16 protein-coding genes are annotated in these 23,975 nt (G+C 72.6%); 6 read left to right on the forward strand and 10 right to left on the reverse strand.

From position 1 onward, the window contains the following. Positions 1-10 precede the first annotated feature (10 nt). From QSK39_RS18970 to QSK39_RS19015, 10 genes are all read right to left on the reverse strand, one after another. The gene (locus QSK39_RS18970; protein ID WP_285479074.1) at positions 11-988 is read right to left on the reverse strand and encodes a multicopper oxidase domain-containing protein; all 978 of its coding nucleotides are present in this window, start codon (positions 986-988) and stop codon (positions 11-13) included. Between the two features lie 19 nt (positions 989-1,007). Further along, complete coding sequence (locus QSK39_RS18975; RefSeq protein ID WP_285479075.1) at positions 1,008-1,862, reverse strand: TIM barrel protein; 855 nt, start codon at positions 1,860-1,862, stop codon at positions 1,008-1,010. 9 nt (positions 1,863-1,871) lie between these two features. Further along, positions 1,872-2,876: a sugar phosphate isomerase/epimerase family protein gene (locus QSK39_RS18980; protein WP_285479076.1), complete on the reverse strand. Its 1,005-nt coding sequence runs from the start codon at positions 2,874-2,876 to the stop codon at positions 1,872-1,874. Then, positions 2,873-4,015, reverse strand: a complete 1,143-nt coding sequence (locus QSK39_RS18985; protein ID WP_285479077.1) for a Gfo/Idh/MocA family protein — start codon at positions 4,013-4,015, stop codon at positions 2,873-2,875. Before QSK39_RS18985 ends, QSK39_RS18980 begins: the two co-directional genes overlap by 4 nt. Before the next feature lie 34 nt (positions 4,016-4,049). Further along, the gene (locus tag QSK39_RS18990; protein ID WP_285479078.1) at positions 4,050-5,105 is read right to left on the reverse strand and encodes a substrate-binding domain-containing protein; all 1,056 of its coding nucleotides are present in this window, start codon (positions 5,103-5,105) and stop codon (positions 4,050-4,052) included. Positions 5,106-5,130: 25 nt separating this feature from the next. Continuing rightward, positions 5,131-6,129, reverse strand: a complete 999-nt coding sequence (locus tag QSK39_RS18995; RefSeq protein WP_285479079.1) for an ABC transporter permease — start codon at positions 6,127-6,129, stop codon at positions 5,131-5,133. Next, positions 6,126-7,628 carry a sugar ABC transporter ATP-binding protein gene (locus QSK39_RS19000; protein WP_285479080.1) on the reverse strand — a complete coding sequence of 501 codons (1,503 nt, stop codon included), beginning with the start codon at positions 7,626-7,628 and terminating at the stop codon, positions 6,126-6,128. Before QSK39_RS19000 ends, QSK39_RS18995 begins: the two co-directional genes overlap by 4 nt. Beyond that, complete coding sequence (locus tag QSK39_RS19005) at positions 7,625-8,809, reverse strand: ROK family transcriptional regulator (protein ID WP_285479081.1); 1,185 nt, start codon at positions 8,807-8,809, stop codon at positions 7,625-7,627. Before QSK39_RS19005 ends, QSK39_RS19000 begins: the two co-directional genes overlap by 4 nt. A 440-nt stretch (positions 8,810-9,249) precedes the next feature. Next, positions 9,250-10,452, reverse strand: coding sequence for an ROK family transcriptional regulator (locus QSK39_RS19010; RefSeq protein ID WP_285479082.1), 1,203 nt, complete (start codon positions 10,450-10,452; stop codon positions 9,250-9,252). Between the two features lie 167 nt (positions 10,453-10,619). Next, the gene (locus QSK39_RS19015) at positions 10,620-12,686 is read right to left on the reverse strand and encodes an ATP-binding protein (protein WP_285479083.1); all 2,067 of its coding nucleotides are present in this window, start codon (positions 12,684-12,686) and stop codon (positions 10,620-10,622) included. On the opposite strand from QSK39_RS19015, the gene QSK39_RS19020 reads away from it, so the two are divergent. The 6 genes from QSK39_RS19020 to QSK39_RS19045 all read left to right on the forward strand — a co-directional run bounded on the left by QSK39_RS19020 (position 12,651) and on the right by QSK39_RS19045 (position 23,872). After that, complete coding sequence (locus tag QSK39_RS19020; protein WP_285479084.1) at positions 12,651-14,165, forward strand: baseplate J/gp47 family protein; 1,515 nt, start codon at positions 12,651-12,653, stop codon at positions 14,163-14,165. The two genes, QSK39_RS19015 and QSK39_RS19020, sit on opposite strands and share 36 nt — an antisense overlap. A 13-nt stretch (positions 14,166-14,178) precedes the next feature. Next, positions 14,179-15,840 carry a phage tail protein gene (locus QSK39_RS19025; protein ID WP_285479085.1) on the forward strand — a complete coding sequence of 554 codons (1,662 nt, stop codon included), beginning with the start codon at positions 14,179-14,181 and terminating at the stop codon, positions 15,838-15,840. Between the two features lie 23 nt (positions 15,841-15,863). After that, on the forward strand, positions 15,864-16,073 hold the full coding sequence (locus QSK39_RS19030; protein ID WP_285479086.1) for a hypothetical protein: 210 nt from the start codon (positions 15,864-15,866) through the stop codon (positions 16,071-16,073). A 28-nt stretch (positions 16,074-16,101) separates the two neighbouring features. Then, positions 16,102-18,363: a hypothetical protein gene (locus QSK39_RS19035; protein WP_285479087.1), complete on the forward strand. Its 2,262-nt coding sequence runs from the start codon at positions 16,102-16,104 to the stop codon at positions 18,361-18,363. 81 nt (positions 18,364-18,444) lie between these two features. Continuing rightward, positions 18,445-21,789 carry an eCIS core domain-containing protein gene (locus tag QSK39_RS19040; RefSeq protein WP_285479088.1) on the forward strand — a complete coding sequence of 1,115 codons (3,345 nt, stop codon included), beginning with the start codon at positions 18,445-18,447 and terminating at the stop codon, positions 21,787-21,789. 109 nt (positions 21,790-21,898) lie between these two features. Further along, entirely contained in the window at positions 21,899-23,872 is a 1,974-nt protein-coding gene (locus tag QSK39_RS19045; protein ID WP_285479089.1) for an AfsR/SARP family transcriptional regulator, read from the forward strand. Positions 23,873-23,975 lie beyond the last annotated feature (103 nt).

The raw sequence follows: 23,975 nt of genomic DNA on the forward strand, positions 1-23,975 counted from the left end.
CCGTTCCCTCCTAAGCATGGGTGCGGCCGTCGGGGTTCATGTCGTGCCCGGCGTGGCCGTGCTGCTTGAACCGGTCGATCGCTTCCTGTGCGCCGTCGGGCAGGCTGCCGTCGGGGTTGCGGACCAGGAACAGGCCCACCATCCCGCCGTCGGAGTGGGTCTGGACGTGGCAGTGGTACATCCACACCCCCGGCCCGACGCCTTCGCCGGCCAGCACCTGGAAGCCGAACGAGCTGCCGGGGTCGAGGTTCTTGTTGTCGACGACCTGGGCGTTGTCGGTGGCACTGCTCAGCATCCCGGTGCGGGTGTCGGCCCAGCGGTGCCCGTGCAGGTGGAACGTGTGCGGCAGGCTGCCGTACCCGATGCACACCCACTCGACGCGCTCGCCGAGGCGCGCCTCGAACATCGGCGTGTCGGGCGCCATCTCGTGGTTGATCATCATCTCGTTGAACACGACGGTGTACTGCCGGCTGGGCAGCAGGTCGCCGCGCTTGCGCACGATCAGCCCGCCGTAGAGCCCGCGCGCGAGCCCGGCGGTGCCGTGGTCGGTGCCCATCGCGTGGTCGTGGTAGTGCCAGTACCCGGCGCTGCCCGGCATCCAGAACCCGCCGCTCGCTTCGTAGCGGGTCCGCGTCTTCCAGGTGTAGGTCCGGGTTTCGCCCGGGTTGTTGAACGACGCGTTGAGCGGCGCGCCGTCGGACGCGGTGTCGTAGTTGACGCCGTGCGGGTGGATCGACAGCCGCTGGTCGGTCCGGTTGACCAGTTCGATCTCGAGGGTGTCGGCCTCGTAGATCTCCAGCAGCGGTCCCGGAATCGTGGCTTTGCCGGGCTCCAGGCCGTAGCCGTAGCGGCCGCCGGGAAGCGCTTCCGCGTAGATCGTGATCTTGCGGGTCAGACCCGCCGCCGACGCCGTGTCGGCGGCGCCGAGGGCGGGCACGAGCACGCCCGCGGCGGTTCCGGCCAGCATCGACCGACGTGACACTCGCATGTGGATTTCCCCCGGGGTCTCAGAACCGTACGGTGCGGAGGTATTCGAAACCGACCTTGGCCGTGTTCAGCGGGTCGGCAGGCTGGTCGTGCTCGACGATGTAATCGCCGATGTTGTGGCAGGACGCGGCGAAGATGCGCGGGAAGTTGATGACGCCGGCGCCCGGGTCGACCATCTGCCCGTCCGCGGTCCGGTCCTTCACGTGGTACTGGGTCACGCGCGGGAAGTTGCGCCGGAACAGCTCGACCGGGTCCGCGCCGCCGTTGACCGCCCAGAAGAGGTCGATCTCCAGGTGCACGTCCCGCTTGTTCGTCTTCGCGGTGAGGACGTCGTACGGGACCACCCCGCCGATCGGGGCGAACTCGTGGTCGTGGTTGTGGTAACCGAGCGCGAGCCCGGCCTTCTTGAAGGCGACGGCCGCGGTGTTCATACGGCCCGCGAAGGCCTCCCACTCGGCGATGGTGCCGAAGTTCGCGTACGGCACCACGACGGAGCGGTTGCCGAGGACCTTCGCGTCGGCGATGGTCTGGTTCAGGTCGCCGTCGATGCCGACGTGCGTCGAGGACGCCTTGATGTGGTTCTTGTCGAGGATGGCGCGGAACTCGGCGGCGCTGCGGCCGTACGTCCCGGCCAGCTCGACCTTCCGGTAGCCGATGTCGGCCAGCGCGGAGAGCGTGCCTTCGGGGTCGTTCTGCAGCAGCGACCGCAGGGAGTAGAGCTGGATGCTGATCTTGTCGAGCGGGACGCGCCGGCGGGCCGGGGAGGCGCCCGCGGTGCCGGGTAACGCGATAGCTGCTGCCCCTACCGTGAGGGCCGCTGTCGCCACGTTCAGGAATGTCCGCCGGGAGTGCTGCTCTGGCCGGTCACCGCACATGGAACTCCCTCATTTCTGATTGCTGAAAGCCGCGTCGAAAGCCGCCGACGGCTGGTCGAACAGGTGCTCGCGCAGGTACTTCACCGCCTCCGCCGCGCCGCGGAGGCGGTCCATCCCGGCGTCCTCCCACTCCACCGAGACGGGCCCGGTGTACCCGATCGAGTTCAGCGCCCGGAAGCAGTCCTCCCAGGGGACGTCGCCGTGGCCGACGGACACGAAGTCCCAGCCCCGGCGCGGGTTCGCCCAGGCGAGGTGGGAGCCGAGCCGGCCGTTGCGGCCGTCGAAGCGCTTCTTCGTGTCCTTGCAGTCGACGTGGTAGATCCGGTCGGCGAAGTCGAGGATGAACCCGACCGGGTCGAGGTCCTGCCACACGAAGTGCGACGGGTCCCAGTTCAGCCCGAACGCGGGCCGGTTCCCGACGGCTTCGAGGGTCCGTTTCGTGGTCCAGTAGTCGTACGCGATCTCCGACGGGTGCACCTCGTGCGCGAACCGGACGCCCACCTCGTCGAAGACGTCCAGGATCGGGTTCCAGCGGCGCGCGAAGTCTTCGTAGCCGTCGTCGATCACCTCCTGCGACACGGGCGGGAACATCGCGACGTACTTCCAGATCTTCGAGCCGGTGAACCCGATGACCGTGTCCACGCCGAGCTTCGCCGCCGCCCGCGCGGTGTCGGCCAGCTCCGCGGCCGCCCGCTGCCGGACACCCTCGGGCTCGCCGTCACCCCAGATCCGCGACGGGAGGATCGCGCGGTGCCGGTCGTCGATCGGGTCGTCGCAGACGGCCTGGCCGACGAGGTGGTTCGAGATCGCCCACACCTTGAGCCCGTGCTCGGCCAGCAGCGCCAGCCGTCCTGGCACGTAGTCCTCTTCGGACAGTGCGCGGTCGACTTCGAAGTGGTCGCCCGAGCAAGCGATTTCCAGGCCGTCGTAACCCCAGTCGGCCGCGAGCTTGCAGACCTCGGTGAACGGCAGGTCCGCCCACTGGCCGGTGAACAGCGTGACCGGACGGCTCACCGGGCCACCTCGGTCCACGAGGCTTGCGCGGAAGCGCTTTCCTCCACAGCGTGCAGCACGCGCTGGACGCGCAGGCCGTCCTCGAAGCTCGGCTCGGGGTCGGTGCCCGAGCCGATGGCGTCCAGGAGGTCGGCGACCTCGTTGGTGAACGTGTGCTCGTAGCCGAGCAGGTGGCCCGGCGGCCACCACACCCCGACGTACGGGTGCTCCGGCTCGGTGACGAGGATGCGCCGGAAGCCCGCTTCGGTGCCGGTGCCCTCGTACCACTGCAGCTCGTTCATCGACTCGAAGTCGAACGCCAGGCTCGCCTTCGACCCGTTGACCTCCAGCCGCATCGCGTTCTTGCGGCCGAGCGCGAACCGCGTCGCCTCGAAGCTCGCCACGGCTCCCCCGGACAGCCGGGCCAGGAACAGCGCGGTGTCGTCGACCGTCACGTCGTCCGTCCCGCCGTTCTCGGCCGGCCGCTGCTTCACGAAGGTGTTCGTCAGCGCCGAGACGCCGGTGATCACGTCCCCGGTGACGAACTGGGCGGCGTCGACGATGTGCGCGCCGAGGTCGCCCAGCGCACCCGACCCGGCGGATTCCTTGCGCAGCCGCCAGGTCATCGGCGCCTGCGGGTCGGACAGCCAGTCCTGCAGGTAGACCGACCGCACGTGCCGGATCTCCCCGAGCGCCCCGCTCGCCACCAGCTTCCTGGCGTGCGCGAGCGCGGGCACCCGGCGGTAGTTGAACGCCACCATGGCCCGCACCCCGCGGTCCCGGGCCTTCCGCGCCGCCTCGGCCATCGCTTCGGCCTCCGCGACCGAGTTGGCCAGGGGTTTCTCGCACAGCACGTGCTTGCCGGCCTCGAGCGCGGCGATCGCGATCTCGGCGTGGCTGTCGCCCGGCGTGCAGACGTCGACCAGGCCGACGTCGTCGCGGGCGATCAGCTTCCGCCAGTCCGTCTCGACGGCTTCCCACCCGAACCGCTCCGCCGCCGCCTTCGTGCGGGTCTCGTCGCGGCCGGCGAGGACGGCGAGTCTCGGCACCAGCGGTGGGTCGAAGAACCGGTGGACGCTGCGCCAGGCGTGCGAATGCACCGCACCCATGAACGCGTGGCCCACCATCCCGATCCCGATGGTTTCCCGTGCCGGGCTCATACCCCTCCTTCGTTACGTGCGTGCGAGAACCGGGTCAGGAGTCGAAGCCGACGTCGAGGTACTGGTCGACGTTCTCCTTCGTGACGACCGCGGAGTACGTCGTGATCTCGGCCGGGATGTCGTGCTCGGCCAGGTCGGCGATCCCCTTGGTCTGCCCGAGCAGGCGGGCGAGCGCGATCGCCGTCGAGGCCATCGACGGGCTGTAGAGCACCGTCGCCTTGATCGGCGACGCGTCGGCCTTGATCAGGTTCATCATGTTCTTCGAGCCGGCGCCGCCGACCATCAGGAACTCCTTGCGGCCCGCGGTGTCGATCGCGGCGTTGACGCCGATGCCCTGGTCGTCGTCGTGGTTCCACAGCGCGTCCAGCTTGGGCGCACCCTGGAGCAGGTTCGCCGTCTGCTGCTCCCCCGACTCCGACGTGAACTGCGCCGAGACCCGCGGGCCGACCTTGAACCCGGCCCGCCCGAGCGCGTCCGCGAAACCCTTGCTGCGTTCCTGGGTCAGCGGCAGCGAGTCGATCCCGGCGACCTCGCCGATGACCGGGTTCGCGACGTTCTTCGCCTTCAGCTGCTTGGCGATGTAGTTGCCCGCGTTGACGCCCATGCGGTAGTTGTCGCCGCCGATCCACGTTCTATAGGCGAGCGGGGTGTCGAAGACGCGGTCCAGGTTGATCACCGGGATCCCGGCGTCCATCGCCTGCTGCCCGACCGAGGTGAGCGCCTTGCCGTCGAACGGCAGGATCACCAGGACGTCGACCTTGGCGTTGATCAGCGTCTCCACCTGGGAGATCTGCTGGTTGACGTCGTTGGTGCCCTCGGTGGCGGTGAACTTCACCTCGCTGAACTTCTGCGCCTGCGCCTTGGCGTTCTTGGTGATCGCCGCGATCCAGCCGTGGTCGGCGGCCGGCGCGGAGAAGCCGATCGTGACCGGCTTGCCCGGCTGGGCGTTGTTGCCCGCGTTGGCGACCGGCGCGTTGGACTCCGAGTTCGCGGGCGTGTTCGACGTGCAGCCGGCCAGCAGCGCGCCGGCGCCGACGGCGGCCCCGCCCAGCAGGAAACCCCGGCGGCCGAGGAAAGGGTGTTCGGCCATGGTGAACCTCCATCGGTGGTGACTACTACGACCCGGTCCTGGCTTTCCTGGCCCGGAACTGCAAGAGCACGGCGAGCACGATGATCACGCCTTTGGCGATGTTCTGGATGTCGGTGTCCAGGTTGTTGAGCGTGAAGAGGTTGGACAGCACCGTGAAGATCAGCACGCCGATCAGGGTGCCGATCAGCGAACCGCGGCCGCCGGTGAGCAGGGTGCCGCCGATGACGACGGCCGCGATCGCGTCGAGCTCGTAGAACATGCCGTTGGTGGACGCGCCCGCCGTCGTCCGCGCGACGACCATGAGCGCCGCGATCCCGCAGCACAGCCCGGCGACGCCGTAGACGAGCGCGAGGTGGCGCTTGACGTTGATGCCGGCCAGCCGCGACGCCTCGATGTTGCCGCCGACCGCGTAGGTCCGGCGGCCGAAGGTGGTGCGGTTGAGCACGACCCAGCCGACCGCGAACACCAGCGCGAACAGCCAGATCAGCACCGGGATGCCGAGCAGGTCACCGCGGAAGAAGGCGAGGAAGTCCTGGTCGGCGACCACCTGCGTGCGGCGGCCGCTGAGCCGCTCGGCGAGCCCGCGTGCCGAGACGTACATCGCGAGCGTCGCGATGAACGGGACGACCTTGCCGTAGGAGACGAGCACGCCGTTGACCAGCCCGCAGCCGAGGCCGACCGCGAGTCCGCAGAGGACCATGATCCACGGCCCGTAGGACTGGGTGGCCAGCGTGGTGAGCCAGACGCTCGACAAGGCGACGATCGAGCCGACGGACAGGTCGATGCCGCCGCTGATGATCACGAACGTCATGCCGACGCTGACCACGCCGATCGCCGCGGCCAGCCGCAGGATCGTCGAGATGTTGCTTTCGGTGAAGAACAGCTCGGGCCGGGTGAACTGGCCGACCAGGCAGAGCACGACGAGCACCCCGGCCAGGCCGAGCAGCCGCGGGTCGGCCCGGAAGGAGAACCGCTTCCGTTCGACGGGAAGCGCTTCCTGTGGTGCTGCTTGCGTTTCGGTCATGCCGCGCTCCCCTCGAGAATCACGTCGAGCACCTCGGCCTCGGTCAGCCCCGCCGACGGCCGGTCGGCGAGGACACGGCCCTCGCGCAGCACCAGCACCCGGTCGGACAGCCCGAGCACCTCGGGGATTTCACTGGACACCAGCACGATCGCGACACCGGTCGCGGCCAGCTCGTCGATCAGCCGGTAGAGCTCGGCGCGGGCGCCGACGTCGACGCCGCGCGTGGGCTCGTCGAGCAGCAGCACCTTGCAGCCGCGGACCAGCCACCGGGCGAGCACCGCCTTCTGCTGGTTGCCGCCCGAGAGCGTGCGGACGATCCGGCGCGGGTCGGCGGGCCGCAGGTCGAGGCGCCGCAGGCTCGCGCCGGAGTCGTCCAGTTCCTTCGCGCGCTCGGTGAACCCGAGCTTCGAGTAGCGGCCGAGGCTGGCCAGGGTCACGTTGTGCGCCACCGAAAGGTCGAGCAGGAGGCCCTGGCTCTTGCGCTCCTCCGGAGCCAGCCCGATCCCCGCCTTGACAGCGGCCTGGACGTTGCCGGGGGTCAGCGCTTTTCCTTGGACGGTCACGGTTCCGCGGTCGGCCTTGCGCGCGCCGAAGATCGTCTCCAGCAGCTCGCTGCGGCCGGAACCGACCAGCCCGGCGATGCCGACGACCTCGCCCGCGTGGACGGTGAAGCCGACGTCTTCGAACTCGCCTTCCCGGGTCAGCCCCTCGACTTCGAGGGCACGTTGGGACCGGTCGGCGTGGCCGTCGTGGCGCGGCCCGAAGACCGTCTCGACCTTGCGCCCGGCCATCAGCGCGACCAGGTCGGCGGTCGGCGTCGTGCGGGCGTCGAGGCCGGTGCCGACGGTCCGGCCGTCCTTGAGCACGGTCACCCGGTGCCCGATCCGGCGCAGCTCCTCGAGCCGGTGCGAGATGTAGACGACCGCGACGCCGTCCGCGGTCAGCTCGCCGACGATGCGGAAGAGGTTGTCGACCTCCTCGCCGGCCAGCGCGGCGGTGGGCTCGTCCATCACGAGCAGCCGGGCGTCGTGGGCCAGCGCGCGGGCCATCGACACGAGCTGCTGCCCGGCGGCCGACAGCTTGCCGACCTCGTGCCACGGCCGGATGCCGGGGTGGCCGAGCCGGGCCATCAGCCGGGCGGCTTCGTCACGGGCCTGGGAGATCCTGGTGAACCCGAACCGGGCGCGCTCGTGGCCGAGGAAGATGTTGTCCGCCACGGAAAGCCCGGGCACGAGGTCGAGCTCCTGGTACATCGTGGCGATGCCCAGACGCAGCGCGTCGACCGGGGTGCCGAGCGACACCGGCTCGCCCTGCCAGGTGATCTCCCCGGTGTCGGGCTGGTGCGCCCCGGCGAGGACCTTGATCAGCGTCGACTTCCCCGCGCCGTTCTGGCCGAGCAGGCAGTGCACCTCGCCGGGTTCGACGTCGAGGTCGACGCCGTCCAGCGCGCGCACCCCCGGGAAGGTCTTCACGATTCCGCGAACGGAAAGCAGGCTCATACCGAGGCCTCCTCGATGAGCGTCGGGTTCGCGAACAGCCGCTCGGCGGCCAGGTGCGCGGCGCCCCGGAGCGGGGCTTTGAGGCCGAGTGCCGACGGCACCACCGCGGCGTGGCCGAGCGGCCGGACGGCGAGCTCGACGCGGATCGGCTCGACCAGCCAGTCCCCGAGCTCGGCGAAGTAGCCGCCGAGGACGACGACGTCCGGGTCGAGCACGTCGACCACAGTGGACAGTGCGACCCCGAGGGCGACGCCGAGGCCGTGGACCGCGGTGGCCGCGCGCTGGTCGCCGTGGCGGACGCGGTGCTTCAGCTGGGCGACCCGGCCGTCGATGCCGAGGGAGGGATCGTGCAGCGGGTCACCGGGAGGGGCCGCCGCGCGCAGGACGGCGGCCAGGTTCGCCTTCGTCTCGAGGCAGCCGGTCCGGCCGCACGAGCAGCGTTCGCCGGACGGGTCGACGGCGATGTGCCCGACCTCGCCCGCGAAGCCGCGTGCGCCGCGCAGGATGGCGCCGCCGGAGACGAGCCCGCCGCCGACCGCCGTGCCGCCGCTGAGGTAGAACAGCTCACCGGCGCCGGCGGCCGACTCGGCGAGCGCGCCGAGGTTGGCCTCGTTGTCCACCGCGATGGCGTCGGCCGGGAGGTCCAGCCGGGCCGCCATCAGCCCGGCGATTTCGGCGTCCCGCCAGCGCAGGGCGGGAGCGAGCCGCAGCACGGCCGCGGCCGAGTCGACCAGCCCGGGCACCGAGATCGCGACCCCGACCGGCGGGCCGGGCAGCACCCGGTGGGCGAGGTGGGCGAGCTCGTCCATGCCTCTCTGGAGCCCGAGCGCGGCGACGTCGACGGTCTCCGTCCGCTCGGCCAGCACGCGGCCGCCGAGATCGGTGACGAGCGCCGAGAGCCGGTCGGCCTCGATGCTCAAGGCGAGGGCGTAGGCGTCTTCGCCGTGCAGTTCGACCAGCCGGCTCGGCCGCCCGTTGCCGGGGAGGACACCGGCGGGCCGGACCAGGCCGCGCCCGGCGAGCTCGGTGAGCAGGCCGGGAACCGCCGACTTCGCGATCCCGCAGCGGGCGGCGAGCTGGGTGCGCGAGAGCGGTCCGGTGCGCAGGGCTCGCAGGACGGCGGCCAGGTTCGCGGTACGCGGGCTCGCCGGATCGGCTCGCCTCGTCCCGGTGACGGCCACGGTGCCCCCAACTTGTGCTGCGCACTGAACGGACTTTGTCTCTCAGGCAGCGAAAGTAGGGTGGTCTGCATCACTCGTCAAGGTGATGTCGTCGCGGTTAGTCCGGTTTTCACCCGGATAGACGTGCGGAACCGGACAGACTTTCGCTCTGGCGATACGAAAGTCTGTCCGATTCTGACATTACGACGGGAAGTTGTTCAGCAACGGAATGTGAAGGGGAGGTCATCGGCAGGTTTCCGATGGCCGACGGCGGCGGGCGCCGGCCGACCTCGGCGGGACGTCGGCCGGCGGCGGAAAGTGAGCGGTGCGGTGAGTTGCTGTGGGTGATTGGCCGGTCGGCTGGCGGACCGCGCCGGTAGCGGCCAGCGCACCGGCGGGCCACGCCGGTGCGCTGGCAGGCCACGACGGTGGCGCGACCGCGTCACCGGCGGCCGCGCGCGTCAACTGCTGAGCGTGAAAGCCCGATCCGTCGCCGACCAGGCCGCCCCGATCACGCCCGCCGTCTCGCCCAGCTCCGACAGCACGATCGGCAGGTTCCCCGTCGCCAGGGGCAGCGACCTCCGGTACACCGCGCCGCGGACCTCGGCCAGGAGCTGGTGCCCCAGCTGGGCCACGCCGCCGCCGATCACCACCATGCCCGGGTTGAGGAAGCTGACCAGCGATGCCACCACCTGGCCGACCCGGCGACCGCCGTCGCGGATGAGGTTGACCGCGCCGAAGTCGCCCGCCGCTGCCGCCCGGCCCACGTCGCGGGCCGTGACCACGCCGCGGTCGGCCGCCACCTCGGCGAGGTGGGCCGACCGGCCGCTGCGGGCCAGGGCCAGCCCGTCGCGGGCCAGCGCCGCCCCGCCGAAGTAGGCCTCCAGGCAGCCGACCTCGCCGCACGCGCACGTCGGGCCGAAGTCGTCGAGGCGGATGTGCCCGATGTCGCCCGCCGTGCCGGCGACGCCGCGGTAGACCTTGCCGCCGAGCACGATCCCGCAGCCGATGCCGGTGCCGATCTTGACGAACATCAGGTCGTCGGTCGAGCGCGCGACCCCGGCGTGGCGCTCGCCCAGCGCCATCGCGTTGACGTCGTTGTCCACCGCGACCGGGCAGCCCCAGTGCCCGCCGAGGTGGTCCCGCACGTTGAACCGGTCCCAGCCCGGCATGATCGGCGGCGCGACCGCCATCCCCTCGGCGAAGCTGACCGGCCCCGGCAGCCCGATGCCCGCCGCGACCAGCCGGCCGGGCGCCTCGTCGCGCACCTTCTCGGCGAGTTCGGCGACCCGCCGCAGCACCGGGTGCGGCCCCTGCCGGACGTCGCAGTCCTCGACGGCGTGCGCGAGCACCTCGCACGAAGCGTCGGTGACCGCCACCCCGACCGACGTCGCGCCGACGTCCACCGCGAGCACCCGCAGGTCACCCGCGAGCCGGACCAGTGTCGAACGCCGGCCGCCGCGGCTGGCCGAAGGCCCCGCCGTCTCGACCAGCCCGACCTCGCCGAGCCGGGTCACCTCGGCGCCGACCCGGGCCCGCGGCAGCTCGAGCCGCTCCCCCAGCTCGACCCGCGACATCGGGCCCTCGTCCCGCAACAGGGTGAGCAGCCGGGTCTGGTGCCGGGTTTCGACCATCGAGTGCTCCGTGCCGGATGCCACGCTCATTCGCCTCAGCCTACTGCGTCGGTTGTCCTGCCCCGGGGAGCGCCGCTGGTCGCGGCCGGGTTGTCGAGGGGTAGTCGACGACTGTCGACGGATTGTCGACGGCCCCTGCCACGGTGACACCCAGGGCTCGACGGGAGGGGGTGATCGGCATGTCCGCGGACGCAACGTCAGCCGGGCAGGGTGGGCTCCGTCCACACCTTGCCCATCTTTTCGAACTCGCGGCGGGTGGCGCTCAGGACGTGCCGCCTGCCGATCTCGCTCTTGTCGACCGCGGCCAGGAACGCGGCGTTCAGCGCGATGTTCTTGATGTTGCCGCCGGAGATCGTGAAGTGCCCGGCCAGCTCGGCGAAGTCCACGTCGGCGGCCAGCGGCGCCTCGGCCGGGAAGACGGCCCGCCAGATCCGGCGCCGGCTGTCGGCCTCCGGGAACGGGAACTCGACGACGAACCGCAGCCGCCGGGTGAACGCCTCGTCGAGGTTCTGCCGGAGGTTGCTGGCCAGGACCACCACGCCGTCGTACTCGTCCATCTTCTGCAGCAGGTAGCTGGTCTCGATGTTGGCGTACCGGTCGTGCGCGTCGGACACCTCGGTGCGCTTGCCGAACAGCGCGTCCGCCTCGTCGAAGAACAGGATCGCGTTGCCGGTGCGGGCCTCGTCGAAGATCTTCGCGAGGTTCTTCTCCGTCTCGCCGATGTACTTGCTGACCACCTGGGACAGGTCCACCTGGTAGACGTCCAGGCCGAGGTCGACGGCCAGCACCTCGGCGGCCATCGTCTTGCCGGTGCCCGGCGGGCCGCTGAACAGCGCGCTCAGGCCCTTGCCCCGCGCCAGCTTCGCGCCGAAGCCCCAGCTCTCGAGCACCTGGTGCCGGTGGTCGAACTGGTCGCGGATCTCGTGCAGCACCGCCACCTGGTCGGCGGGCAGCACCAGGTCGTCCCAGCGGGCGGTGGCCGTCATCTTCACCGCGACACCGCCGAGCGTGCGGGCGGACTGCTGCCGGCAGGCGGCGGACACGTCGGCCAGCCGCAGCGGCCCCGGCTCGGGCGCCATCAGCCGGTTGTCCCGGGCCAGCCGGACCACGGCCGGGATGCGGCCGGCGGGCAGCCGGTACCGCCCGGCCAGCTCGCCGGCCCACGACTCGGCCTCCGGTCCGCAGCCGGCCAGGCAGGCGCGCCAGATGTCCGTGCTGCGCGCGAGATCCGGCAGGGGCACCGCGAGGGGGACGACGGCGTCGCCGGGCGGCCACTCGGACTCGCCGCTGAGGACCACCAGTCCCTGGTGCCCGGCCAGCGCCGGCATCAGCGCGGCGCGGCTCAGCGTGTCGGCTCCGGCGACGTGCACGGCGGCTCCGTGCAGCAGGCCTTCGCGCAATGCCAGGCGAAGCAGGGAAACGTCGTCGCCGAGGCTCGCGCCGTCGACGCTGACCAACGGCACGCCGAGGCGCTCGGCGCAGCGCATCGCCAGCGCCCGCTTGCCGGACCCCGCCTGCCCCTGCAGGTAGAAGACGACCGGCCGGTGCTCACCCAAGCGCACCATCCGGTCGGCCAGGCCGGCCTCGGGGCGGGGACCAGCCTCGAGGCCGGTCGCCGGGTACAGCCGGGCGTGCCCGGCCAGGCGGGCGTCGAGCCCCGCGGTGCCGAGCAGGAACCGGGTGATCCGCGGGTCCAGCGCGAGGAACCGGCCCAGGCCGGACGAGCCGGACGGGCTGTGCGGGTCCTCGACCGGCCGCAGGATCCCGGAGCGCAGGAGCGGCGCGCTGTCGTCGAACACCGCCTGGGCCGCCCAGCGCTCGCGTTCGCCGGCGCACACCAGATCCAGGACGAGATCGACGCTCGGCCGCTGCCGGGTGATGTCGTCCTGCAGGTACGCGTAGAGCCGGTCGTACTTGCGGCGCAGCTCGGGCGCCAGGCAGATCAGCACCGCGTCGAGCTCGAGGGCGGACAGGCCGAAGATCCGGCCGAGCTCCGGCAGCGGCAGCACGCCGTCACTGGCCGCGACCCGCGCGGCCACGTGAGCGGTGAACTCCGCGAGCCCGGACCGGTCCGGCACCGGATCGGCGGCCTCGCCGCCCAGCAGCGACTCGACCTCCTGCCGCGTCACGTACATCGCCCGGTTCACCTGGCCGGCGCCGTCGGCGGCGTCCACCGCCTTCAGCCGCGTGCCGATCAGCAGATCCAGCCGGTGCAATTCGTCGGCCAGGTGTTCCCCGCAGTTCGCATACTCCCGTGCCGTCACCGGAAATCCCCCTTCGGATGCACTCACGAATGGAAGGTCCCCACCGACTGGGCCGCCCAGCGGCCGAGCACCGCCCAGGCGGGCCCGGGCTGGACGACGGTCACCGCCCGCGACACCGCGCAGACGCTCACCACCCCGCGGTTCTGGGTCGGCCTGCGCCTGGCCAACACGAAGACGACGCCGCTGACCATCGGGATCGACCGCGTGCTGTTCAACGCGGCCGGCGCCCACAACGCGCTGACGATCCCCACGCCCGAGCCGCTCGGCCAGAGCACCGGGCAGCCGTTCCAGATCTTCGGCCTGGCCCACCGGCCGCTGTTCCGGCGCCCGGACACCATCACGCCCTACGACCACCTGACGGTCCAGGTCGGCGTCGGCAAGCCCCCGGTGTGGCAGACGTGGACGGCCGTCGCCGACCTGCCGCCCGGGCCCGGCCAGGTGTACCGGGTCGACCCGGTCACCGCGGAGATCAGCTTCGGCAGCTACGACGAGCAGGCCAAGACCGGCCACGGCACGGTTCCCCCGGCGGGCAGCCAGATCCGTGCCCTGTCGTACAAGTACGTGGCCGGCGGGGTGGCCGGCAACGTGGCGCCCGGCCAGGTGACCATCCTCGGGCCCACGCCCGGCGGCGGGCTCCCGAGCGGGATCACCGCGGTGACCAACCTCGGCCCCGGCCTGGACGGCTCGGACGAGGAGGCGCTGGACGACACCCTGCGCCGCGCCCCGGACGCCCTCAAGGTGCGCGACCGCGCGGTCACCGCCGCCGACTACGAGTTCCTGGCCGCCGAGGCCACCACCGACGTCGTGATCGTGCGCGCCCTGCCGCCGCGGCTGCAGGAGGCCGACGGCGCCGGCAACGCCTGGAAGAAGGGCGATCCCTGGGCGTTCGCCGGGATCAGCCGGGCCCCCGGCACGGTGAACCTCGTCGTGGTGCCCGACCAGGGACCGGCCGTGCCTCAGCCGGCGCCGACCCCGGACCTCGTCCGGGAGATCCAGACCTACCTCGACGCGCGGCGGGACCTGTCCGCGCGCCTCACCGTCATCGGTCCCCGCTACCTGCCGATCATCGTCAAGGCGGAGGTCACGTTCTTCCCGCAGGCGCCCAACTCGACGGCCGACCAGAACAAGGTCAAGGCCGACATGCTGGACAAGATCAAGGCGTTCCTGCACCCGGCGCGCGGCGGCCCGGACGGGCGCGGCTGGCAGGTGGGGCAGCCGGTGGTCGTCTCCGACCTGTTCCGCGCGATCACGCCGCCGGAGGACACCGCCTTCCTCTCCAGCCTGCTGGTCAAGCCGGACATCCCGGTGTACCACCTGCCGCCGCTGAACCCGGCGGGCACCACGGGCAACTGGAGCAACCTCGAACGGCCCTTCGCGCTCTCGGACTACGGCGCGGCCGTCCGCGTCGCGGACTACGAGCTCGTGTGCGCGGCCGCCGACAACCTGCACACCATCACCGTCATCCTCGCGTCGAGCTGAAGGAAGCCTTGCGATGGCCGAGCTGAGCAGCTACCTCCGGCACCTGCCCCCGGTGCTGTGGTCCGGGGACCCGGCACCGCCCGGGTTCTCCCTCGGTGCCTTCCTGCGGATCTTCGAGAAGGTCCTCACCGGGATCGACGACGACGTCGAGGTCTCCCACGGCGACCACGCCCACCCGGCGATCACCGAGCTGGTCGCCCGCCAGCACGAGCTGTTCGACCCGTGGCGCACGCCGGCGGAGTTCCTGCCGTACCTGGCCTCCTGGGTGGGCCTGGAGTTCCCGACGCTGCAGCGGCAGCCGCTGTGGGACGAATACCAGCAGCGGAAGGCGACCGCCGAGATCGCGAGCATCGAGCGGCAGCGCGGGCTGCGCAGCGGCCTGAACCGCTACCTCGACCTGTACACGGTCGGCCAGACCCACCCGCGCGTCGTCCTCGACGACGGACGGCGGCTGCTGGTGACCAAGCCCGCGCGCGGGCGCCTCGCGCCGATCGCCGGCCTGGTCACCCAGGGCCCGGTGCTCGCCGGCGGCCTGCCGACGGGAGCGGTCGTCAGCGACGGCCTGATCCGGCCGCAGTGCGTCACCCCGGCACCCGACGGCGGCCTGTTCGTCGGGGACATCGGGGCGCCGAGCGCCAGCGGCGTGCCGTTGAAGAGCCGGGTGTTCCGGATCAGCGCCACCGGCGGGTACGACCTGACCGGCACGCCGCCGAAGCCGCAGCCGCTCGTCGGCTCCGACGTCATCCAGGTGCCGGTCGTCGCGCTGGCGGTCCGGCCGGCCGGCGACGGGCTGCCGGAGAACCTCTACATCGTGGACCGGTCCGGCAAGGTGTTCGCGCTGCCCGCGCCCTACACCGGGAAGACCGCGACCCAGGTGACGACGGTGGCGCCCGGGGGCAACACGACGATCGCGCCGGTGGCCATGGCCGTGGACACCAACGGGGACCTGCTGATCCTGGACCGCGGCGACGGGTCCGGCACGACCAACCCGCCGAAGATCATCACCATCAAGCCCAGCCCGCTGACGGTGACGCGCAAGAACCTCACGACCGTCGTCGAGCCGCTGTCGCTGCTGGTGCAGGCCGACGGGAAGCTGATCGTCGGCGACGGCGGCAACCAGGCGCCCACCGGGCCCGAGCAGCTGCCCGGCAACCTGGTCCGGATCACCCGCAGCGGGACCACCTGGACCGAGGCCGCGCTGCTGCCGGCGGCCAACCCGCTGGTCGCGCCGACCGGGCTGGTCCAGCCGGGTGGCCGGCTCTACGTGCTCGACGCGGGCCTGAAACCGTTCTCGCCGCCCAACGTCGACCCGTTCCTGCTGAACGTCGCCGACCCGGCCGTGGTGTACGCCGTCGACCTGCAGGCGTCCCCGGTCACCGTCACCCCGGTGACGGAGCCGGGCAACATCGTCTACCCGACCGGGCTGGCCACCTCCGGCGACCGGCTGGTCATCTGCGACCCCGGGCAGCCCGAGGTGGCCGGCGGGGTCGTGCCGGTCTGGTCCCGGCTGCTGCCGTGCCGGATCGACGTGGTGATCCACTTCCTCGTGGCGCGCGTGCCGGCCGACCCCGACGAGCGCTCGGCCGTGCTGCGCCAGGTGGTCGGCACCATCCGCACCGTCGTCGAGCAGCGGAAACCGGCGCACGGCATGTGGAACCTGGTCACCGAATTCTGAAGTTTCGTCAGGGAGGGGAAGAAATGCGTGCACAACTCCAGGCCCGGCTCACCGAGCTGACGCGGGACCACCAGCTCGGCCAGGGCCGGCTGGCGGAGCTCGACCGGGAACAGGCGGCGCTGCGGGAAACCCTGCTGCGCATCAGCGGCGCGATGCAGGTGCTCGAAGAGCTCCTCGGCACCGCGAACACCAACGGGCAGCAGGCCGGTTCCGAGACCGCCGCGGCCCACTGACCGTGACCACTATGGGGAGGACACCGAGATGACGAGTTTACCGTTGGTGCGCACCGAATACATGAACGTCAGCACCAACACCGTGCGCACCGGCGCCACGTCGCACGGCGAGAGCCTGACCGACATGGAGTCCTACGTCATGCGCCACGGCCAGGTGGCCGCGTCGGCCCTGCACGCCTGGGGCGTCGCCGAGGGGCTGGCCGTGCTGGCCGCGCCGGATCCGACGAGCCTGACCGTGCAGCCGGGGGTCGCGCTGGACTCGGCGGGGCACCTGATCGTGCTCGCCGCGAACGGCTTCGCCATCACCGATCCGAACGTCGACCCGGGCCAGGTCGCCAACGTCCCGACCGTGCAGGTCGCCGCGGACGGCGTCGTCCTCACGGCCACCGGGCTGACCGGCGACCGCTACCTCACCCTCACCTGGCGGGAGGTGATCGACCCGAACTCCCCCAGCAGCGCCCCGACCCTCCTGCACGCGCCGTGGCTGCGCCTGCAGCCCGTCGCCGAGGTCCCCGACACCGGCGACCAGGTCGTCCTCGCGCACGTCGTGCTGAGCAACCAGAACCAGATCACGGCGCTGACCGCCGACCACCGGCGCGTCGCCGGGATCCCGGCCGGGCGGCTGGAACTGCGGCGCTCGCGCAGCAACGGCGGCCCGCCGGCGACGGTCGACCAGCTGCCCGCCGGCGAGCTCCAGGCCACCGACGGCGGCGGCGTCGCGATGAACCTGCTGCTGGCCAACGGAACCAGCCAGCCGGTGCTGAGCGCCGACCCGGCGGGCACGCTCGCCCTGCTGCCCAGCGGCGGCAACGCCGGGGTCGGCCTGCACGGCTCGCCCCCGCGGCGCACCCTGCACGTCGAGGGCAGCGAGGTCCACAGTGGCGGCTCCGGCGGCGGGTTCTCCTTCGCCAGCCGGACGACCGGCAGCTTCGTCGAGAACCCCACGGCGGGCGAGCGCTGGTCGTGGTACGCGGCGGGCGGCACCGCGCGGCTCTGGTCCGGCTCCGACCAGTTCGTCTTCGGGACCAACGCCGGCGGCACGCGCGTGCAGGCGGGCGGCGTGGGCGCGCCGCTGGAGCTGAGCGCGATCGGCGGCGCCCTCGGCAAGCTCGCGCTGACCACGACCACGATCGCGGCCCGCCGCTCCGACGGCGTCGAGACCGTCGTCGTCGACACCGTGAACGGGCGGATCGGGCAGGGCACCGCCACCCCGACCCACCCGCTGCACGTCACCGCGAACCGCGGCATCCGGCAGAACTCGCTGTACGTCGGCGGCACCACGGGGTGGAGCAGCCTGACCTACAACGCGTTCCACAACGACGCGAACACCGACTGGGTCTTCCCCGATCCGAGCCGGCCCGGCGTCACCCTGGAGATGGACGACAACGGCGGCACCCCGCGGTTCCAGGTCTACACCACCACGCCCACCAACAAGACTGCGTGGCAGCTCCGGCTGGGGATCGACGGCACCACCGGCAAGGTGACCATCCCCGGGCAGCTCAGCCTGAGCACCGGCGGCTCCTCGAGCGGCCCGTTCAGCGTGTCCTCGAACGCCGCGAACACCAACGCGTTCTCCGCCACGAACAACAACGGCGTGGCGATCTGCGCGCTGAACAACAGCAACGCCGGGTCGACGGTGCAGATCCTGGGTGGCGAAACCGGGCTGTCGGTGCTCGGCGCCTCCTTCCAGGCAGCCTCGTTCAACGGCGACGTCCGCGTCACCGGGACGCTGTCGGCCAACGCCAAGCAGTTCGTGATCGACCACCCGCTCGACCCGGAGAACCGCTACCTCAACCACGTCGCCATCGAGTCGAGCGAGCGGACCGTCGTCTACAGCGGCAACGTCGAGTGCGATGAGGACGGCAGCGCGACGGTGCGGCTGCCGGAGTGGCTGGAGGCGCTGGCGGACGACTTCCGCTACCAGCTCACCTGCGTCGGCGGGCGGTCGGACGTGTACGTCTCGGCAGAGATGAAGGACAACGCCTTCGGGATCGCCGGGGGCAGCGCCGGGCAGCGGGTTTCCTGGCAGGTCACCGGCGTCCGCCACGACGCGTGGGCGGAGTCCCACCAGTTCTTCGTCGAGGAGGACAAGCCCGAGCGGGAGCGCGGCTTCTACCGGAACCCGGAAGCGTTCGGGAAGGACGTCACGGCGGGCGTGCAGTGGGTCGACACCGAGCAGGTGCGCCAGGCGCACCCCCTGGCGACCCGGCACTTCGTCCGCCGGCACGCCGAGCAGGAAGCCACCCGGCTGCGGGTGCAGGCCGAGCGGAAGCTGGCCATGGCCCGGTGAGCCGCCGAAGGACGCCTTCGGCGGACCTCGTGCCCTGAAGGCGTCCTTCGGCTCCGGCAGCAACGCGAAAGGGGAAGGCCGGTGGAACGGGCCGAGAAGACCTCCGGAGCCAAGGGTTCCGTCCAGGGCACCAAGCGACCGGGCACGGCCGCCGGCCCGGCGGCGGCTCCGCTGTCCCCGCTGGGGCTGATCCAGCGGTTCGCCGGCAACCGCGCGGCCGGGCAGATCCTGCACCGGTGCGGACCCGAACCGTGCGAATGCTCGGCCGGGAAGCAGCGGGAGGCCGCCGGTTACGCGGGAATCCCGGTCAGCCACCCGAACGATCCCGCCGAGCGGGACGCCGACCGGGCGGCCGACGAAGTGCTCCGGGTGCGCGACGACGAGCTGGGCCCGGTGCGGGAGCACCACCCGGAAGACGCCGGGGTCGTCCACCGGTCCGCCGCCCACGACGCGGCCGGCCCGGCACTGGCGGCCCCGGTGCGGGCGGCGCTCGCCGCCGGGCAGCCGCTCGACGCGGTCACCCGCGCCTGGTTCGAACCCCGCTTCGGGGTGTCGCTGGACGGGGTTCGCGTGCACACCGGCCCGGCGGCCGCCGACTCGGCGCGTGAGCTGGACGCGCGCGCCTACACCGTCGGCTCGGACATCGCCTTCGGGGCCGGGGAATACGCGCCGGGCACCCCGGCCGGGCGGCGGCTCCTCGCCCACGAACTGGCCCACGTCGTCAGCCCGGCCGGACCCGGGGTGTACCGGCAGCCGGCCCCGGCCGACACGTTCCACGACCGGGACAAGGGCCCGGTGCGGCCGAGCTCGAAGTCCTACACCTTCCAGGGCGTCGAACTGTCGACCGACCCCGCCTACACCCGCCGGGAGCTGAAACTCCTCGTCCGGCGGTTCGGGATCAAGGGACTCGAGCTGTGGTACGGCGTGCTGCACGGCACCCGCACCCAGATCGCCCTGCCGTTCTCCGCGCACGCCCGCGCGTTCGGCGGCCTGCGCCCGCGCACCCCGATGGACGCGCAGCGGGACATGGCGAACGACGCCGTCCGCGGCGAGATCGGCGCGCAGGCCGTCGCCGTGGTGGACAAGATCTACCCGGAGGTCCTGGCCGAGGCGCAGGCGTTCCGCGCGTCCTTCCAGCGCTCGCTGCGCCGGTCCCTCGAACACCTGCTCAGGGAGAGCGAGCTCCGGATCCGGACGCAGCGGATGCGCTACGGGCTCCAGGCGGACCCGGCCCACCCCGACGAGGTGGTTGCCGCGGACACCGTCTCGTTCCGCGCGGTGGTCGGCGCGGCGCAGGACCTCCTGGTCATCCGCCGCCGGGTCGACCGGCTCCGCGGGGAACAGCACGCGCTGCTGGAGATCACGAACGCCAAGGCGGGCACGACCCGGCTGCCCGAACGGAACCGGGCCCGGTACGACGAGCTGGGCAAGCAGGCGGCCGAGATCGAAAAGACCTACGACGAGGCCCGGGTGTCCGCCGCTTCCCGGCATCCCGCGCTGGGCGCGGTCCTGGACGACGCCGGCGCCGCCGCGACGTTCGAGCTGGAGAACCTCGCGACCGGCGACCGGCGCGGCACGGTGCGCCGCATCGGCCGGTCCCGCGGCACGGCCGCGGGACTCGAAGACGTCATGCGGAGCCGGGAGCGGAGCATCGGCAAGGTCCGGGAGAAGGCCGACGGCGACCCGGAACTGCTGTGGGCGCTGCCCGAGATCGTCGCGCTCACGAAGGCCGTGCTCGGCACGGACGGCAACATCATGGCCGACGGGATCATCAAGGAGAAGCTCGACGAGCTCCAGTTCGAAGAGGCCCTGAAGAGCTCGTTCCTGCTCGTCGCCCAGCTGGCGCTGCTGATCCCGAGCGGTGGTACGAGCTTGGCGGGGACGGCGGCGCTGTCGGGCTACCAGGCCGCCCGCAGCGTGGACAACTACCGGTACCAGTCCGCGCTGGCCTCGACCGACCTGAACAAGCGGGCGTACGCGATCGCCGCCGAGGACCCGTCGCTGGCCTGGGTCGCGCTGGACGTCGCCTTCGCCATCCTCGACGCCAAGGCCGCGGTGCACGCGTTCCGGGAACTGCGCCCGCTGGCCCGGGCGGCGCTGCTCGGCAAGGAGGCCGACGCGGCCGCGCTCGCGACCCGGGCCGACGGGTTCGGCCAGGGGCTCGGCAAGCGGCTGCTGGACCGGCTCGCCGTCCTGCGCAAGCGCCCGGAGGCGGTCCGGTTGCTCGGCGCGGCGGGCGAGGCGGAGGTGAAGGCCGTCGCCGAGGCGGCCGAAACGATCGGGCGCGAGGCGAGTGCGGCGGAACGGATCGCGGGCGTCGCCGGCCACGACGTCAAGGTCACCAGGTCCGGCGCGCTGGTGGTGTGCAGCGAGTGCATGTGGCTGCGGGAACGGTTCGCCACCGAGCTGGCCGGGAACCCGGCGCTGAGCAGCCGGATGGCCACGGCGGAAGCCAAGGCCAGGGCCGGTGCGCTCGACGCGGCGAGCAAGGCGGAGGTCGGCGCCCTCACCACGGAGCTGCAACGGCTCCGGGAGACCCGGCTCGTCGCCGAGTTCGGGCCGGCCGCGGCCAAGGCGGCCGCCGCCGGTGACGCCCGTGCCGCCTATCAGACGGTGCTGCGGCGGCGGCCGGGGCTCGATCGCGAGCTGACCGAACTGGAGCGGCGGCTGGCGGCCGCGCCGCGGCTGAACCCGGCCGACGCCGCCCGCGTGGACCGGCTCACCGCGCAGCTGGAGCGGCTGCGCTCGATCGACACGATCAGTGTGGCGCCGCGCAACGGGCGGATCGTCGAAGTGTCCCTGGACCGGACCGCCGCGAACTACTTCGAGCACGTCGCCTCGGTGGTCCCCGGTCCCCCGGTCGTGCTGGAGTTCCCCGACGGCAGCCGCGTCTGGCGGGACACCGTCGGCGGTCCCATCCGGCACGAGTCCACGCTCGGCGGTTCGCTGGGGCGGGCCGGGACGGAGAACGCGAAGTACGCCACGGGCGCGCACGGCAACCTGCCGGCCGGGCCGAAGTACGAGCGCGCCCACACGTCCGGTCAGGGAACCGGGTTCGAGAGCCCGTACGCCATCTACTACGCACCCGAGTACGTCAACCAGACGCTGCAGAACCAGGGCATCGAGACCTACCTGCGGGACATCACCGCCGGCGCCCAGCCGGGCGAGTCGTTCCGGGTGGTGACCCGGACGCAGCCGCACCCGGACACGTTGCGGCTGGCCACGATCGACTACAGCATCCTGCGCCAGACCGGCGACCGGGTCGAGGAGATCGCGTCCTACTCGATCGTGGTCAGCAGTTCGGCCGAGCACCCCGTGGTGACGGCGGGCGCGCTCCGGTTCGCCCCGACGAGCACCGGGCGGGCGATGGCCACCCGCTTCCCGATCCCGCCACCGCTGACCGGCCCCGCCCGCTTCGCCTACTAGTGCCACGGGATCCGGCCGGCCCGCCCGTTGGCGCACACCGCACGGTCCGAAAGGGAGGTATCCGGCGGACCCCCTTCGCGCTCTTGTCCGCGTGGGAGAAAGTCGTGGAGTGGGCACGCGAAGACCGCCGGACGACGGCACGGCACCGCCGCCGTTTCGGGTCCTCGGGCCGTTCGAGGTGTGCGTCGACGACCGGCGGCTCGAGCTCGGCGGTCCGCGGATCCGGACCCTGCTCGCGCTGCTGACCGCGAACGCCGGCCGGGTGATGCAGGTGGGTGCGCTGGTCGACGCCCTGTGGGGCACGGATGCCCCGCCGGACGGCGCGCAGACCGTGCGGACCTACGTCTCGCGGCTGCGTCGTTCGCTGTCCGCGGCGGGTCAGCTCATCGTCACCCACCCGGTCGGCTACGCGCTGCGCCTGGTGCCGGGCGCGCTCGACGCCGGGAACTTCGAACGTCTTGTCGCCACCGGACGGGACGCGCTCACGGCATCGCGGCACGCGGACGCCGTCACTCGACTGGCTTCGGCGCTCGAGCTGTGGCGCGGCGACGCCTACGCCGACTTCGGTGACGTCCCGCTGCTGCGCTCGGAAGCCGGCCGGCTGGCCGCGATGCGCCTGGCCGCCACCGAAGACCGGATCGACGCCGAACTCGCCACCGGCGCGAGCTCGGGCCTGCTCGACGAGCTGACCGAGCTGACCGAGCGGCACCCCGGCCACGACCGGGTGTGGGGCCAGCTGATGATCGCGCTGTACCGGGCGGGCCGGCAGGCCGACGCGGTGGAGGTGTTCGGGCGCGCCCGTGCCGTGCTCGCCGGGCGGTTCGGTCTCGACCCTTCGGCGCGGCTGACGGAAATCCACCGCCGGCTCCTGAACAACGACACCCGGTTGCTCGGTGTCCCCGCCGCCGTCACCACCACCTCGGCGCCGGCCCGCGACGACCTTCCCGGTGCCGTCGCCCGCTTCACCGGCCGCGCGGCCGAGCTGTCCCGGCTCCTGGCCGTGCCCACCGGCCCGCCGGCCGCCGTCGCGGCGATCGACGGGATGCCCGGCATCGGCAAGACGACGCTGGCCGTGCACGCCGCGCACCGCCTCGCGGACCACTACCGCGACGCCCGGCTCTTCCTCGACCTGCACGGGCACACCCCCGGCCGGGCGCCGACGCCGCCGTCGGCCGCGCTGGACACGCTGCTGCGGGCCCTCGGTGTGCCGGGCGGCCGGATCCCGGACGACCTCGACGCGCGTGCGGCGCTCTGGCGGGCGGAGCTGGCCACCCGGTCGGTGCTGGTGGTGCTCGACGACGCCGCCGACCTCGCGCAGGTCCGCCCGCTCCTGCCCGGCACCGCGCGGACCCTGGTGCTGGTCACCGGCAGGCATCGCCTGGTCGGCCTGGACTCCGCGCTCAGCGTGTCCCTGGACGTGCTGCCGGAAGCGGACGCCGCCGCGTTGTTCGCCGGCGTCCTCGGCGACGACCGCGCCGCCGACGCCGGTGCCGTCCACGACGTCGTCGACCGGTGCGGGTACCTGCCCCTGGCGATCCGGCTGGCGGCGGCCCGGCTGCGGGCCCGGCCGTCGTGGCCGGTGCGGTACCTGGCCGAGCGGCTGCGCGGGCTCGGCTGGCCCCTCGCCGAACTCGAGGCGGACGGCTGCGGTGTCGCCGCGGCCCTCGCGCCGTCCTGCGACCGCCTGGCCCCGCCCGCGCGGCGGCTGTTCCGGCTCCTGGGGCTGCACCCGGGCCCGGACTTCGACGCACCCGCCGCCGCGGCGCTCGCCGCCGTCGCCGTGCCGGAAGCCGAACGGCTGCTGGAGCACCTCGTCGACGACCACCTGCTGCGCCCGTCCGCCGCCGGCCGCTACCGGTTCCACGCGCTGGTGCGGCGGCACGCCCACGCCGCCGCGCTGGCCGAAGAGCCCGAGCCCGAACGCCGTGCGGCGCTGCGCCGGGTGCTGGAGTTCTCCCGGCACACCGCCCGCCGGCCGTCGATCAGCCTCGGCCCGGCGGCGGCCGTCACGTTCGCGTCGAGCGCCCCGGCCGAGCCGGTGGAAGTCACGCCGTGGGCCGGATTCGCCGGAGAAATCCTCTAGCGGGCTTTCGTCGGATTGGTGCCTATTCTCCGAACCCAGTGCGCGATCCGGGAATATCCCTGCCACGAAACGGATCCGCGCCGGATGGGCCGTCCGGGTGCAC

This window comes from Amycolatopsis sp. NBRC 101858 (assembly GCF_030269325.1).
Lineage (GTDB): Bacteria > Actinomycetota > Actinomycetes > Mycobacteriales > Pseudonocardiaceae > Amycolatopsis > Amycolatopsis ponsaeliensis.